This is a genomic window from Brumicola pallidula DSM 14239 = ACAM 615, assembly GCF_000428905.1.
Lineage (GTDB): Bacteria > Pseudomonadota > Gammaproteobacteria > Enterobacterales > Alteromonadaceae > Glaciecola > Glaciecola pallidula.
This window is the reverse complement of sequence record NZ_AUAV01000005.1, coordinates 57,790-70,291: the sequence shown is the minus strand read 5'-3', so window position 1 is coordinate 70,291 and position 12,502 is coordinate 57,790. Positions and strand designations below refer to the sequence as shown.

Annotated in this window: 17 protein-coding genes; 3 read left to right on the top strand and 14 right to left on the bottom strand. The window is 42.5% G+C overall.

Annotated elements, in window-relative coordinates:
• Window positions 1-176: 176 nt before the first annotated feature.
• Complete coding sequence (gene fdxA, locus G399_RS0100340; RefSeq protein ID WP_006012756.1) at window positions 177-500, top strand: ferredoxin FdxA; 324 nt, start codon at window positions 177-179, stop codon at window positions 498-500.
• Here fdxA and rlmE read toward each other — a convergent pair.
• Entirely contained in the window at window positions 497-1,117 is a 621-nt protein-coding gene (gene rlmE / locus G399_RS0100335; protein ID WP_006012759.1) for a 23S rRNA (uridine(2552)-2'-O)-methyltransferase RlmE, read from the bottom strand. The genes fdxA and rlmE overlap by 4 nt on opposite strands.
• Before the next feature lie 252 nt (window positions 1,118-1,369).
• Here rlmE and G399_RS0100330 point away from each other — a divergent pair, with 252 nt between their 5' ends.
• On the top strand, window positions 1,370-2,167 hold the full coding sequence (locus G399_RS0100330) for a TrmH family RNA methyltransferase (RefSeq protein WP_006012761.1): 798 nt from the start codon (window positions 1,370-1,372) through the stop codon (window positions 2,165-2,167).
• A gap of 95 nt (window positions 2,168-2,262) precedes the next feature.
• Here G399_RS0100330 and G399_RS22715 read toward each other — a convergent pair whose 3' ends face one another.
• The gene (locus G399_RS22715) at window positions 2,263-2,937 is read right to left on the bottom strand and encodes a YiaD family glycine zipper/OmpA-like lipoprotein (RefSeq protein ID WP_006012763.1); all 675 of its coding nucleotides are present in this window, start codon (window positions 2,935-2,937) and stop codon (window positions 2,263-2,265) included.
• A 373-nt stretch (window positions 2,938-3,310) separates the two neighbouring features.
• Between G399_RS22715 and G399_RS0100320 the strand changes: the two genes are divergently transcribed.
• On the top strand, window positions 3,311-5,482 hold the full coding sequence (locus G399_RS0100320; protein ID WP_006012764.1) for a M3 family metallopeptidase: 2,172 nt from the start codon (window positions 3,311-3,313) through the stop codon (window positions 5,480-5,482).
• A gap of 53 nt (window positions 5,483-5,535) precedes the next feature.
• Here G399_RS0100320 and G399_RS0100315 read toward each other — a convergent pair whose 3' ends face one another.
• The 12 genes from G399_RS0100315 to rplD all read right to left on the bottom strand — a co-directional run bounded on the left by G399_RS0100315 (window position 5,536) and on the right by rplD (window position 12,489).
• Window positions 5,536-6,843, bottom strand: a complete 1,308-nt coding sequence (locus tag G399_RS0100315) for a 3-deoxy-D-manno-octulosonic acid transferase (protein WP_006012766.1) — start codon at window positions 6,841-6,843, stop codon at window positions 5,536-5,538.
• Window positions 6,844-6,955: 112 nt separating this feature from the next.
• Complete coding sequence (locus G399_RS0100310; protein ID WP_006012768.1) at window positions 6,956-8,002, bottom strand: SO_0444 family Cu/Zn efflux transporter; 1,047 nt, start codon at window positions 8,000-8,002, stop codon at window positions 6,956-6,958.
• Between the two features lies 1 nt (window position 8,003).
• The gene (gene zntR, locus G399_RS0100305) at window positions 8,004-8,438 is read right to left on the bottom strand and encodes a Zn(2+)-responsive transcriptional regulator (protein ID WP_226988988.1); all 435 of its coding nucleotides are present in this window, start codon (window positions 8,436-8,438) and stop codon (window positions 8,004-8,006) included.
• A gap of 107 nt (window positions 8,439-8,545) precedes the next feature.
• Window positions 8,546-8,797, bottom strand: coding sequence for a 30S ribosomal protein S17 (gene rpsQ / locus G399_RS0100300; protein WP_026843314.1), 252 nt, complete (start codon window positions 8,795-8,797; stop codon window positions 8,546-8,548).
• The gene (rpmC, locus tag G399_RS0100295) at window positions 8,797-8,988 is read right to left on the bottom strand and encodes a 50S ribosomal protein L29 (protein WP_006012771.1); all 192 of its coding nucleotides are present in this window, start codon (window positions 8,986-8,988) and stop codon (window positions 8,797-8,799) included. The genes rpsQ and rpmC overlap by 1 nt, the downstream gene beginning before the upstream one ends.
• Window positions 8,988-9,401 carry a 50S ribosomal protein L16 gene (gene rplP / locus G399_RS0100290; protein ID WP_026843313.1) on the bottom strand — a complete coding sequence of 138 codons (414 nt, stop codon included), beginning with the start codon at window positions 9,399-9,401 and terminating at the stop codon, window positions 8,988-8,990. The genes rpmC and rplP overlap by 1 nt, the downstream gene beginning before the upstream one ends.
• Window positions 9,402-9,403: 2 nt before the next feature.
• Window positions 9,404-10,105 carry a 30S ribosomal protein S3 gene (gene rpsC / locus G399_RS0100285; protein WP_006012777.1) on the bottom strand — a complete coding sequence of 234 codons (702 nt, stop codon included), beginning with the start codon at window positions 10,103-10,105 and terminating at the stop codon, window positions 9,404-9,406.
• A 9-nt stretch (window positions 10,106-10,114) separates the two neighbouring features.
• The gene (rplV, locus tag G399_RS0100280) at window positions 10,115-10,447 is read right to left on the bottom strand and encodes a 50S ribosomal protein L22 (RefSeq protein ID WP_006012779.1); all 333 of its coding nucleotides are present in this window, start codon (window positions 10,445-10,447) and stop codon (window positions 10,115-10,117) included.
• Between the two features lie 10 nt (window positions 10,448-10,457).
• Window positions 10,458-10,733 (bottom strand): 30S ribosomal protein S19, encoded by a 276-nt coding sequence (gene rpsS / locus G399_RS0100275; protein WP_006012780.1) that lies wholly within the window; start codon window positions 10,731-10,733, stop codon window positions 10,458-10,460.
• Window positions 10,734-10,748: 15 nt separating this feature from the next.
• Entirely contained in the window at window positions 10,749-11,573 is an 825-nt protein-coding gene (rplB, locus tag G399_RS0100270) for a 50S ribosomal protein L2 (RefSeq protein WP_006012782.1), read from the bottom strand.
• Between the two features lie 14 nt (window positions 11,574-11,587).
• Window positions 11,588-11,887 (bottom strand): 50S ribosomal protein L23, encoded by a 300-nt coding sequence (rplW, locus tag G399_RS0100265; RefSeq protein WP_006012785.1) that lies wholly within the window; start codon window positions 11,885-11,887, stop codon window positions 11,588-11,590.
• Complete coding sequence (gene rplD / locus G399_RS0100260) at window positions 11,884-12,489, bottom strand: 50S ribosomal protein L4 (protein ID WP_006012788.1); 606 nt, start codon at window positions 12,487-12,489, stop codon at window positions 11,884-11,886. The genes rplW and rplD overlap by 4 nt, the downstream gene beginning before the upstream one ends.
• Window positions 12,490-12,502 lie beyond the last annotated feature (13 nt).

The following is a 12,502-nucleotide window of genomic DNA, read 5'->3' as shown; positions in this document are numbered from 1 at the left end:
CCGGACAGCCTTTCTGTCAGGGCGCGATATTTTAAAACAGTTAGCCTTGTTTAGATAGCCCTGTGTGATTAACTAAATCGATACGTTGAGCCAAACAATGTCACAAAGAAACTTGTGTTTTAACACTGCTACTTTACACTTGCGACAACGAAAAATGATTTAATAGTTAAGCCATCATGACCTTTGTAGTAACCGACAATTGCATTAAATGTAAATACACAGATTGTGTTGCTGTTTGTCCAGTTGATGCTTTTTTTGAAGGACCCAATTTTTTGGTTATCGATCCTGCTATTTGTATCGACTGTGACTTATGCGTCGCAGAGTGCCCAGCTGAGGCTATTTATCAAGACACTAAACTGCCACCAGAGCAGCTTAAGTTTTTAGAACTTAATGCCCAGTTGTGTCAAGAATGGCCAAATATCATAGACATTAAACCTGCTCCTGCTGATGCCGATAAATGGAATGGTGTGGACGACAAGCTAGCGTTACTTGAACGTTAGCCCTTAAAGCCTTTGCCAACAATATAAACTTCACGAGACCGTGCTCGAGAAGCGTCAGGTTTGCGAACCACCACTTTATCAAATGACTTTCTGACCTCTTTGGCATATTCCTCGTAACCCACACCTTGAAACACTTTTGCACAAAAACTACCGCCCGGCTTTAGTACGTTACGAGCCATATCAAGCGCTAACTCTACAAGGTATATAGAGGAGTATTGGTCGGTGGTATTTACGCCGCTGAGGTTAGGTGACATATCAGAAACAACAACATCGACCTTATCTCCATTCAGCGTACTTAGTATATTATCGTAAACCGCGGCTTCAGTGAAATCACCTTGAATAAATGTTACCCCTATTATGCCATCCATAGGCAGGATATCTGATGCAATAACCCGCCCCGAAGCACCTACCAATGGAGCTACAACTTGCGACCAACCGCCTGGTGCAGAGCCTAAATCCATGACAATATTACCAGCGCGAATTATCTTGTCTTTTTCGTTAATTTCGATAATTTTATAACTAGCACGAGAACGATAGCCGTCAATTTTTGCCTTCTTTACGTAGGGGTCATTGACGTGTTCGTCCATCCATTGTTTACTGGTTTTTGATCGGGCCATAGAGTGAATACACTATTAATATCGCTGAAACGGCACTTATTGTAAGCTTGCAAGGCAGATTTGCAAATTCCTTGCGGTGTTAAATCGGTTTTTTATTTCAAACTATCTCGAATAAGCAACATTTGGTCTCTTTTTGCCTGACTTAACTTACCCAAACCGCTACAATTAAGATTGCAAAATACAGTGACTCGCATTGTTATAGTAGTTTTACGCTTTGTACAAACGACGACAAGGACTAAAAGGCAAGGTTATATGAAACTAGATGATGTTAAAAAGCTGCATCAAAAAAAGTACCGCACACAGCTAGGTTATTATTTAGTAGAAGGTGAACATCTTATTCTTGAGTTACAAAAGGCTCAGTTACGAAACGAACAGTTGAAAAATGATCCGTCACAAAGAACTATTCAACAACCGTCTAATGTAAGAGATATGACACTATATGTTACACAAGAATATGAAGAATGGGCAACCGCGTTAAGTGCTCAATTTACAACTTTGACTATTAACAAAAAACAAATGGCACAGCTTAGTGACACCAAAACCCCACAAGGGATAATTGCGCGCGTGCCGCTGCCCAATGCTAAAAAAATAATAGCCGATCAACATATTCCTAAACAACACGAGCGATGTATTTATCTACATGAAGTGCAAGACCCTGGCAATTTAGGCACTATTCTAAGAAGCCTAGCTTGGTTTGGTAATTTTCGTTTATTACTTAGCCCCAACAGTGTTGACCCATTCAACTCAAAAGTAGTGAGAGCAAGTATGGGGGCTATTTTTCACGTGCCTGTTGAGCTGGAAATAGAACTTGGCGATTTATCGACTCGTTTTGACAAGTTCGCTTATTTAGATTTACAAGGTAGCAATATTAACACGGGTGAGTTTGCGTATTACGAGTGTTACTTATTTGGAAATGAGGCACGCGGGGTTCCGCTTGAAGCATTGTCAGCCTTCAATGCAGATGCTTTTACTATCCCAGGGAGGGGCAGTATTGACTCACTCAACTTAGCCAGTGCGGTAAATATATGCGCTTATCAGTTGTCAGTTTAAAGAGGTATAGTTGCAACTAGCCTTTATTATCGTTTTATACACAGCAACCTCGATCTTGTTAAGGTTGCTGTAGAATCTTATGTGAGTTGGACTGATTAAGGCTGTGTAATTGGGAGCAACGAAATTTCAACTCTCCTATTTTTCTGCTTGCCTTGTTCAGTTGCATTACTCGCTATGGCTTGAGTTTCACCAAATCCAATAACGTCCAATCTGTCTCTAATAATACCGTTTTTGAAAAAATAATCAGACACTGATTGCGCGCGCTTTTCAGATAAATTTTGATTTAAAGAACCAGAACCCGTGCTGTCTGTGTGTCCGCTAACAACAACGAGTGTTTTATTAAACTCGGTCAACACTAAAATGACTGAGTCTAAAACGGGCAGAAAACCTTGAGCAATATCAGCGTTACCCGAAGCAAAAGTGATATTGCCAGGCATAACAAGATTAATATTGTCGCCGTCGCGTTCAACACTGACCCCAGACCCGCGTAATTGCTCTCTTAGCTTAGCTTCTTGGACATCCATATAATAACCAATACTGCCCCCAATCGCGGCTCCACCAGCAGCAGCTTTGAGTATTCTTTCATTGCGTTTTCCCGCATCCTTATCTTTATTCGCCAGATAAGCAACGACTGCAGCAACACCTGCACCAATACCTGCGCCTTTACCTGCTTTACTGACTTCTTGCTCGCCCGTGTAAGGGTCGTAGGTGGCGCAAGATGTAACTAGCAGAAGACAAGAGAGAGAAATAGCTACGCTTAAAATTTTCATTTAATTTCCTTTATTACTTATTTGAATATAGTGAGTAATGACTGTTTATTTATGAGTAGAGAGTCTCTTTGAGTAAATAGTATATCTTTCGCAGTTCATGTTGGGATTGCGCTATCACTCGAGATAGTTAATACATAGGCGCAAAATATCATTGCCGTTATCTAGTGCCCTTTCAACTCGTCAGTATAGTTTACAGTAAAGACAAGTGCAGTGATCAAGTGATTTTAGCGAGCGGGCAGCATAGTTAAACAAAAGTATATAGGTCAAACTTGCCAAGTGCATAGTGAATGCCTACTATTACACCCAGCCTTATCCTTAGATAAGAAGTATAAAACTAAATAAAAATGCTAATAATAATTAAAAGGGAAACGATATGAAAAAGGCCGTATTAACGCTTTCTGCTCTGGCACTAGCGCTTTCGATGGCTGCTTGCTCTGAAAAACCGAGCGCACCTGAACAAGTTGTTGCTGAGACTTCGGCAGCACAAAGCATGGACAATGTGCTACTGGCTGAATTCACGGGACCATATAGCGGTGTTCCCGCTTTTGATAAAATGTCCCTAGCGGACTTAAAGCCTGCACTAGAAAAAGGCATGGAGCTAAATTTAGCTGAAATTGATAAAATAGCCAACAATCCAGAGCCTGCGACATTTCAAAACACAATCGTTGAAATGGAACGCGCGGGCAGCGAACTAGATCGTGTGTTCACTTATTATGGAATATGGAGTTCGAACAACTCCTCTCCCGAATTTAGAAAAATCCAACAAGAAATGGCACCTATTATTTCTGCTTTCTCTTCAAAAATAATACAAAATAAAAATCTGTTTGAACGTGTTAAAGCTGTTTATAGCAGTGAAGAATTGAAGTCACTTACAAGTGAAGAACAACGTATTACTTGGATGAGATACAATGGATTTGCAAGAAATGGCGCAACACTAAACGACGAAGATAAAAAGCGTTATGCCGACATTAACCAAGAACTCGCTTCACTGCATACTCAGTTTTCAAACAATGTCCTTGCGGATGAAGAAAACTATGTTCTATATTTAAACCAAGACCAGCTCACCGGCTTACCTGGATCGTTTGTTAGTGCAGCTGCAGGAATGGCCGATATACGTGACAATAAAGGTAAGTATGCGATTACTAACACACGCTCTTCAATGGACCCTTTTCTGACTTATTCTGAAGATAGAGGATTGCGTGAAAAAGTGTGGAATACGTATTACAGTCGTGGTGACAATGGCGATGAATACGATAACAATGAATTGGTCAAGAAAATTCTAACGTTACGGCATGAGCGCATTACATTGTTAGGTTATGACAATTATGCGCAGTGGCGTTTGGAGGATCGCATGGCGAAAACACCAGAGCGCGCGATGGACCTAATGGAAAAAGTATGGCCCGCCGCTATTGCACGAGTCAAAGAAGAAGTCGCTGACATGCAAGCGATCGCGGACGCTGAAGGTACAAGTATTACTATAGAGCCTTGGGACTATCGTTTTTATGCGGAAAAAGTACGCAAAGATAAATACGCGCTAGATTCTGATGAAGTAAAACAGTACCTACAGCTAGGTAAACTGCGCGAAGCAATGTTTTTTGTAGCCGGTGAATTATTCAACTTTGAATTTACCCCAGTAGCAGAAGGCAAAGTGCCGGTATTTAACCCCGAAGTAAAAGTATGGGATGTGACCGACAAGACCAGCGGCGAGCATATTGGACTATGGTATTTGGATCCATTCGCTAGGCAAGGCAAACGCTCAGGCGCATGGGCAACGACTTACCGCAGCTATACAACATTTGATGGCAAACAAACGGTATTGTCATCAAATAACTCCAACTTCGTGAAAGGCCCTGAAGGCGAACCGACGCTGATTTCATGGGATGATGCTGAAACTTATTTCCACGAATTTGGACATGCCTTGCATTTTTTATCAGCCGACGTTGCTTATCCAAGTTCACACTCTGGGGTACGCGATTACACGGAATTTCAGTCGCAGTTACTTGAGCGTTGGTTGTTAACTGATGAAGTCATTAACAATTACTTGGTTCACTACAAAACAGGTGAGCCAATTCCACAAGACTTAGTGACTAAAATTAAGAATGCATCTACGTTTAATGAAGGCTTTAAAACAACCGAGTATATGGCGTCTGCGATTATGGATTTACTCTACCATACAACTGATCCAGCTAAAATTGAGCCAGACAGTTTTGAACGAGATGAATTAGCCCGTTTAGGTATGCCCAAAGAAGTAGTCATGCGCCACAGAACAACTCAGTTCGGACATATATTTTCGGGCGAGGGTTATGCCGCGGCTTATTATGGGTACATGTGGGCAGAAGTATTAACCTCTGATGCCGCCGAGGCGTTTGCTGAAGCACCCGGTGGTTTTTATGATAAAGAAGTAGGTGAGCGACTAGTTAAGTACTTGTTCTCTGTGCGCAACGCAATGGACCCAGAGGAAGCGTATCGTAAGTTCAGAGGTAGAGATGCAAAAGTGGAAGCACTAATGCGTGATCGAGGCTTCCCAGTTACTTCAAATGACTAATTAACCTAACACCACGTTAAGTCATCAAAGGAGCATCCTACATGCTCCTTTTTTTATTGAAAAACCTCGCCTATTGCTTCTATCGTTTGCTCAATAGCGCCTCGATTTTGCTCTATCACTCGTTTATTTGCCAAACCTGCTTCTTGCGCAACATCCGCATTATTTAACCATTCCAATGCCGTATCAGCGATTTGTTCAGATGCCGATAATATTTTCAATCCACCGGCTGTTGCTAATGCATCACAAATAAATGGGTTGTTGAAAATACTAGGGCCCATCATAGTTGGAACACCATATAAAGCAGGCTCAAGCGCATTATGTCCGCCTTTGAGCGCAAAACTGCCACCCACAAAGGCACAAGAGGCTAATTGATAACATGCCTTAAGCATGCCCATGGCGTCGACGACTAGAATATCTGGTGTGGTTTGCAGCGGAGTTTTGGCTAACTCACTCATCTTAACCACGGCGTAACCGGTTGCTTGACAAAGTTGTACAACCTTTTCAAAACGATGAGGATGACGAGGCACAACGATAAGAACGATATCAAGGTGGCTAATACGTAGTTTTTTAAACGCATCCAAACACATAGTTTCTTCTAGATCGTGTGTACTGCCTGCAACCAAAACAGCTTGCCCAGTGAGTCCAAGTTTTTGCTTTAAAGATATGGCCTTAACCTCATCTTGTGGATCCAATTCGAGATCAAACTTCATATTGTTAGTTAGCGTCATATTAGGTTTGTAAACACCTAGCCTTAGAAAGTTATCAAAGTCTTGCTGACCTTGTGTGCAAATACGTGAGAACTTACGCAAACTAGGTCTGAATAAAAATGCTAAACGCTGATAATTTTTAAGCGAATCGTTGGTCATTCTGGCATTGATCAAGACCGCTGGGATATTACGGCGAAAGCACTGATGAAGCATGTTTGGCCAAATTTCAACTTCGGTAACCAATACCAGCTTAGGCTGAAGTTTGTAAAAGAAAATCCACATACAGACCGGAATATCAATGGGTAAATAGCGGTGCTGAACACTATCCTCAAAAACTGCACGTGCTTGCTTAGCGCCTGTCGATGACGTAGTTGATATAGTGATAGCCAGTTCAGGATAAAGCTGTTGCAAACGCAGTACAATACTCTTAGCAGCATTGACCTCACCCACTGATACACAGTGTACTAAAATACCTTGTGTTATTGGCTTGCCTATAAAACCAAAACGTTCACGATTATTGTTTCGCTGCCCTTTGGTTTTATCGGACTTTAGCAGCAGTGTGAGCAGCCCTAGCGGCAACAGCAGGATAAGCACCAAGCTGTAACACCAACGCCATATAAAATGATACCAACGATGCGTATAAGGTGTGTTCATAAATTCCGAGTTAATGCCAAAATGAGTTGTTGTTACCAATACGTTTTTGAGTAGTATAGCCAAGTACTGGGCTAATTAATCTATTTTAAATACGCTTAACGCTTATCTCCAATTATGCCGAGGTATCGGCACTAAAAACACGAGGTAAATACCGTTTCTGCATTTGGAACAAAATTAACCCCGCTAAGATTAGAGCACTTACCTGATACACCGCGCCCATCATGTCAGAATGGGCTCCGTGTGATAAGTCTAGTTGCCAATTAAAATAGGTAAACAGCCAATCAAGAGTTAATCCGGCGAAAATAGCGCTAGCTACGATCGCAATAAGATAAAATATAAGCTCTCGCTTACCTAATTCATTTTTTATCACCATTAACGTGGCTATATTGGTCGCCGGCCCTGTAAGCATAAACACCAGAGCAGCGCCAGGTGATATCCCTGACAATAACAAACCCACTGCTATAGGAGTTGAAGCAGTAGCGCAAACGTACATGGGAATTGAAACAAGAACGACTACCAACATTGCGAGAACGCCTTGACCATGCTGAGTAAAGAATGATTGTGGAACGAAGGTAGTGACCAATGCAGCAAAAAAAATCCCAAGCATAAACCAGAGCATAAAGTCCCTCAACAATTGCCCGAAACCAAACGCAAAGGAGGAAACAACTTTTTGTTTGATGGATAAAGATTCAGCTTCAGAAGTGCCACAGCAACTCGGTGATTGTTGCTGTGGAATTGGTTTGAGTATATTTTTAGCCGTCTCTTTAGTACCGAATAGGTGTACCAACATCCCAGCACATAATGCAGAAAATATAGCCGCAACAGGACGAGCGACCGCCATTACTGGTCCCATTAAGGCGTATGTTATTCCTATAGAATCGACTCCTGTTTCGGGTGTGGCAACTAGAAAACTCGCTGTGCTGGCTTTACTTGCGCCACTGCGCCTGATCCCCATTGCGACAGGAATAACGGAACATGAGCATAATGGAAGTGGTGCACCAATGAGTGCTGCATTGACGATAGATCCTTTGCTTCCTAAGGTTTTCTCGATCCAATTTTTTGGTACAAATTGATGTATAATGCCGGCAATCAGCATACCCGCCAGTAAGAATGGGGCCGCTTCAACAAACAATAAAACAAAATTATTAAGAACCAACATCTCAGGTCTCCTGCTCTAAGGATGATATAATTGAACAAAACTCCGCGCTTTCTTGTCCACCGCAGCAAAAAGCTTCAAGCTCGGTTAGCGTATTTTGCATCTTTTTTAAGTTTTCAATCTGCGCAGCTATTTCTATTATTTTTGTTTGTGTAATTTGTTTTGCCTCTGCACAAACGTGCTGGCTTTTATCATTTTTAATTGCTAGCAACGATGCTGTTTCAGATAAACTAAACCCACACTCTTTACTGCGTTTGATAAATTCAGCGGTAATTACATCATCCTTATTGTAGACACGGTAGTTACTTTCAGTGCGCTGTGAAGGAGTCAGCAAGCCCACTTTTTCATAATATCTTACTGTATGAGCGCTCATTCCGGCCCGCCTTGCTAGTTCACTAATCCTCATTACCGTACCCAAATTATCATTCAATAGATGCATTATAAACCTTAGAGTAACATCTAAGGTCAAAGAATTATTGTACATAATAGAAAATAAAAAAAAGGCGCTAGCCTCGAAAGGTAGCGCCTATTTTAATTTGCTTTTAATTAAGCTTTGGTCACAACGTCAACTAACATCCAAGTCTTAGACTTAGAAAGAGGACGACATTCAGTAATATTTACTATATCGCCTTCATTACACACGTTAGCTTCGTCGTGGGCGTGTAGCTTGGTTGAGCGTTTGATAAACTTCCCATAAATTGGGTGCTTAACAGTTCTCTCAACCATAACAGTAATGGTCTTATCCATTTTGTTACTAGTTACACGGCCTTGTACTGTACGAATCTTCTGTTCAGTCATTACGCGTCAGCCTTTTGAGTTAAAATAGTTTTAACACGTGCGATGCTGCGACGTACTGTTCTTAATTGGTCAGTCTTTTCAAGCTGACCAGTAGAATGTTGCATGCGAAGATTGAATTGTTCACGAAACAAACTAATCAACTCAACGTTCAACTCTTCTACACTTTTCTGTTTAAGTTCAGTAGCTTTCATTACATCACCGTCCGAGTTACAAAGGTTGTTTTAAATGGCAATTTCGACGCAGCCAATGCAAACGCTTCACGAGCTATAGATTCTGGAACACCTTCCATTTCATATAACACGCGTCCTGGTTGAATTTGGCATACCCAATACTCGACGTTACCTTTACCTTTACCTTGACGAACTTCCAAAGGCTTCTGTGTAATCGGCTTGTCAGGGAAAACTCGAATCCAAATTTTACCTTGACGTTTAACGTGACGAGTCATAGCACGACGAGCTGCTTCAATTTGACGTGCGGTCATACGACCGCGCGCGACAGCTTTTAAAGCATAAGTCCCGAAGCTTACTTTGCCTCCGGCAATAGCAAGACCACGGTTACGACCTTTATGCATTTTACGAAATTTCGTACGCTTTGGTTGTAACATGATTAGCCCTCTCGTTTAGCGTTGCGGCCTTTCTTCTTAGGTGCAGGAGCTGGTTGCTCTTGTGTAAGAGGCAAACCGCCTAATACTTCACCTTTAAAGATCCAGACTTTCACGCCAATGATACCGTAAGTCGTTGCTGCTTCAGACGTTGCATAGTCGATGTCAGCACGGAAAGTGTGCAAAGGTACGCGACCTTCACGATACCATTCAGCACGCGCAATTTCTGCACCACCTAAACGGCCACTTACTTGAACTTTGATACCAAGTGCACCCAAACGCATTGCATTTTGTACGGCACGCTTCATAGCGCGACGGAACATAACACGACGTTCAAGCTGGCTTGAAATGCTGTCAGCAACAAGCTGTGCATCTAGCTCGGGTTTACGAACTTCAGCAATGTTGATCTGAGCTGGCACACCGGCTAGCTTAGAAACATGATTGCGAAGCTTCTCTACGTCTTCTCCCTTCTTACCGATAACAACGCCCGGACGAGCAGTGTGAATAGTCACACGGATACTCTTAGCTGGACGTTCAATAACGATTTTCGAAAGTGACGCGCTCTTTAACTGTTTCGTCAAATATTGACGGACCTGATGGTCGTTAAACAAGTTATCTGCATACTCTGCTGTATTAGCGTACCAGGTAGACGTCCATGGCTTGCTGATACCCAGGCGTATACCGGTAGGATGTACTTTCTGTCCCATAATCTACTCCTAGTTATCTGCTACAACCACAGTAATGTGACTGCTACGCTTAAAGATACGATCAGCACGGCCTTTGGCACGTGTTTTGATTCGCTTCATAGTCGGGCCTTCGTCAACAAAGATTTTGAATATCGACAACTCGTCAATATCTGCACCCTCATTGTTTTCAGCGTTGGCGATTGCTGACTCAAGCACTTTCTTGATCAGCGCAGCGCTTTTCTTTGGGCTATACGTTAAAACTTCTAAAGCTTTTTCAACGTGTAACCCGCGGATTTGATCTGCTACCAAGCGTGCCTTTTGAGGTGACGTACGAGCAAAACGGTGTTTAGCTAATGCTTCCATTTTATTCCCCTTATCTCTTGGCTTTCTTATCTGCGACATGGCCGCGAAAAGTACGCGTTGGCGCAAACTCGCCCAACTTATGGCCAACCATTTCGTCACTGACGAAAACAGGTACGTGCTGGCGACCGTTATGAACCGCAATGGTCAACCCAATCATATCTGGGATGATCATAGAGCGACGAGACCAAGTCTTAATTGGTTTCTTTTCGCCCTTTTCCACTGCAGCTTCTACCTTCTTCAGCAAGTGCAGGTCAATAAAAGGACCTTTCTTGAGAGAACGTGGCATGGTGAATCCTCGCTGTTATTTATTACGACGACGTACGATAAGTTTATCAGTACGCTTGTTACTTCGGGTCTTCTTACCTTTGGTAGGTACACCCCAAGGTGACACTGGATGACGACCACCAGATGTACGACCTTCACCACCACCGTGCGGGTGATCAACCGGGTTCATGGCAACACCACGAACTGTTGGTCTAACACCACGCCAGCGAGTAGCACCGGCCTTACCTAGTGAACGAAGCATATGCTCAGCGTTACCTACTTCACCGATAGTTGCACGGCAATCAGATAATACTTTACGCACCTCACCAGATTTGAGACGTAATGTTATATACGCTCCATCTCTTGCAAGGATTTGTGCATATTGACCAGCAGAACGTGCAATTTGTGCACCTTTGCCTGGCTTCATTTCAATCGCGTGTACTGTTGAACCGACAGGCATGTTGCGCATTGGCATTGCATTACCTGCTTTAATCGGTGCATCAGCACCAGACTGGATAGCATCGCCTGTTTTAGCGCCTTTCGGTGCTAAAATATAACGACGTTCACCGTCTGTGTATAATACCAAAGCGATATTAGACGAACGATTTGGATCATATTCTAAACGCTCAATTTTTGCTGGAATACCGTCTTTATTACGTTTGAAGTCAATTATACGGTAGTGTTGCTTATGACCACCACCAATATGACGAACAGTAATACGACCATTGTTATTACGGCCACCAGATTTGCTTAATTTATCAAGTAAAGGAGCATGTGGAGCACCTTTATGCAAATCAGGGTTAATGACCTGAACAACGTGACGACGACCTGCAGAAGTTGGCTTAGCTTTCAATAATGGCATTTCTAATCCCCTTCTTACTCAGTAGCACCGGCAAAGTCGATATCCTGACCTTCTTTAAGCATAACATATGCTTTTTTCCAGTCACTGCGTTTGCCAAAAGATTGCCCATGACGCTTAGTTTTACCTTTGCATACTAGGGTACGAACAGAGTTCACTTCAACTTCAAACAATTTTTCAACTGCAGCTTTTATCTCTGCTTTGCTCGCGTCTTTAAGAACTTTGAAAACAACTGTGTTGCTTGCTTCAGCAGCCATAGTCGCCTTCTCTGAAACATGAGGTGCCAATAGGACTTTTAATAAACGTTCTTCGTTCATGCTAATGCCTCCTCAAGCTGCTTAACCGCTTCAGCCGTAATCAACACTTTATCAAATGCGATTAAACTTACTGGGTCAATTCCTTGAACGTCACGAACATCAACTTTGTAAAGGTTACGTGAAGCCAAGAACAAGTTCTCATCGACTTCAGGAGTAACAATTAATACATCAGTTAAGCCGTATTCATTCAATTTCGCTAAAAGTTCTTTCGTTTTTGGTGTTTCAACACCAAATTTTTCAACAACAATTAGGCGTTCTTGACGTACCAATTCAGACAAGATGCTTTGGATCGCACCACGGTACATCTTTTTGTTGACTTTTTGTTCAAAGTCACGCGGCTTAGCTGCGAATGCACGACCACCACCAACCCAAATTGGGCTTCGGATAGTACCAGCACGCGCTCGGCCTGTTCCTTTTTGACGCCATGGCTTCTTACCACCACCACGTACTTCAGCGCGAGTTTTCTGCGCTTTAGTACCCTGACGAGCACCTGCACCGAATGCAACAACCACTTGATGTACAAGTGCTTCGTTGAATTCACGTCCAAAGGTAGTGTCGGATACTTCAAGAGCGCCTTTCGCGTCTTTCAATGTTAATTCCATCAGATTACTCCCA

What these genes read in the sequence shown, in the direction of transcription:
- rplD (WP_006012788.1), bottom strand. Translation starts at nt 12,489, where the DNA reads ATGGAATTAACATTGAAAGACGCGAAAGGCGCTCTTGAAGTATCCGAC.
- G399_RS0100315 (WP_006012766.1), bottom strand. Translation starts at nt 6,843, where the DNA reads ATGAACACACCTTATACGCATCGTTGGTATCATTTTATATGGCGTTGG.
- G399_RS0100330 (WP_006012761.1), top strand. Translation starts at nt 1,370, where the DNA reads ATGAAACTAGATGATGTTAAAAAGCTGCATCAAAAAAAGTACCGCACA.
- rlmE (WP_006012759.1), bottom strand. Translation starts at nt 1,117, where the DNA reads ATGGCCCGATCAAAAACCAGTAAACAATGGATGGACGAACACGTCAAT.
- rpsC (WP_006012777.1), bottom strand. Translation starts at nt 10,105, where the DNA reads ATGGGACAGAAAGTACATCCTACCGGTATACGCCTGGGTATCAGCAAG.
- rpsS (WP_006012780.1), bottom strand. Translation starts at nt 10,733, where the DNA reads ATGCCACGTTCTCTCAAGAAAGGTCCTTTTATTGACCTGCACTTGCTG.
- rplV (WP_006012779.1), bottom strand. Translation starts at nt 10,447, where the DNA reads ATGGAAGCATTAGCTAAACACCGTTTTGCTCGTACGTCACCTCAAAAG.
- rpmC (WP_006012771.1), bottom strand. Translation starts at nt 8,988, where the DNA reads ATGAAAGCTACTGAACTTAAACAGAAAAGTGTAGAAGAGTTGAACGTT.
- G399_RS22715 (WP_006012763.1), bottom strand. Translation starts at nt 2,937, where the DNA reads ATGAAAATTTTAAGCGTAGCTATTTCTCTCTCTTGTCTTCTGCTAGTT.
- G399_RS0100310 (WP_006012768.1), bottom strand. Translation starts at nt 8,002, where the DNA reads ATGTTGGTTCTTAATAATTTTGTTTTATTGTTTGTTGAAGCGGCCCCA.
- rpsQ (WP_026843314.1), bottom strand. Translation starts at nt 8,797, where the DNA reads ATGACTGAACAGAAGATTCGTACAGTACAAGGCCGTGTAACTAGTAAC.
- rplP (WP_026843313.1), bottom strand. Translation starts at nt 9,401, where the DNA reads ATGTTACAACCAAAGCGTACGAAATTTCGTAAAATGCATAAAGGTCGT.
- rplB (WP_006012782.1), bottom strand. Translation starts at nt 11,573, where the DNA reads ATGCCATTATTGAAAGCTAAGCCAACTTCTGCAGGTCGTCGTCACGTT.
- zntR (WP_226988988.1), bottom strand. Translation starts at nt 8,438, where the DNA reads ATGCATCTATTGAATGATAATTTGGGTACGGTAATGAGGATTAGTGAA.
- rplW (WP_006012785.1), bottom strand. Translation starts at nt 11,887, where the DNA reads ATGAACGAAGAACGTTTATTAAAAGTCCTATTGGCACCTCATGTTTCA.
- fdxA (WP_006012756.1), top strand. Translation starts at nt 177, where the DNA reads ATGACCTTTGTAGTAACCGACAATTGCATTAAATGTAAATACACAGAT.
- G399_RS0100320 (WP_006012764.1), top strand. Translation starts at nt 3,311, where the DNA reads ATGAAAAAGGCCGTATTAACGCTTTCTGCTCTGGCACTAGCGCTTTCG.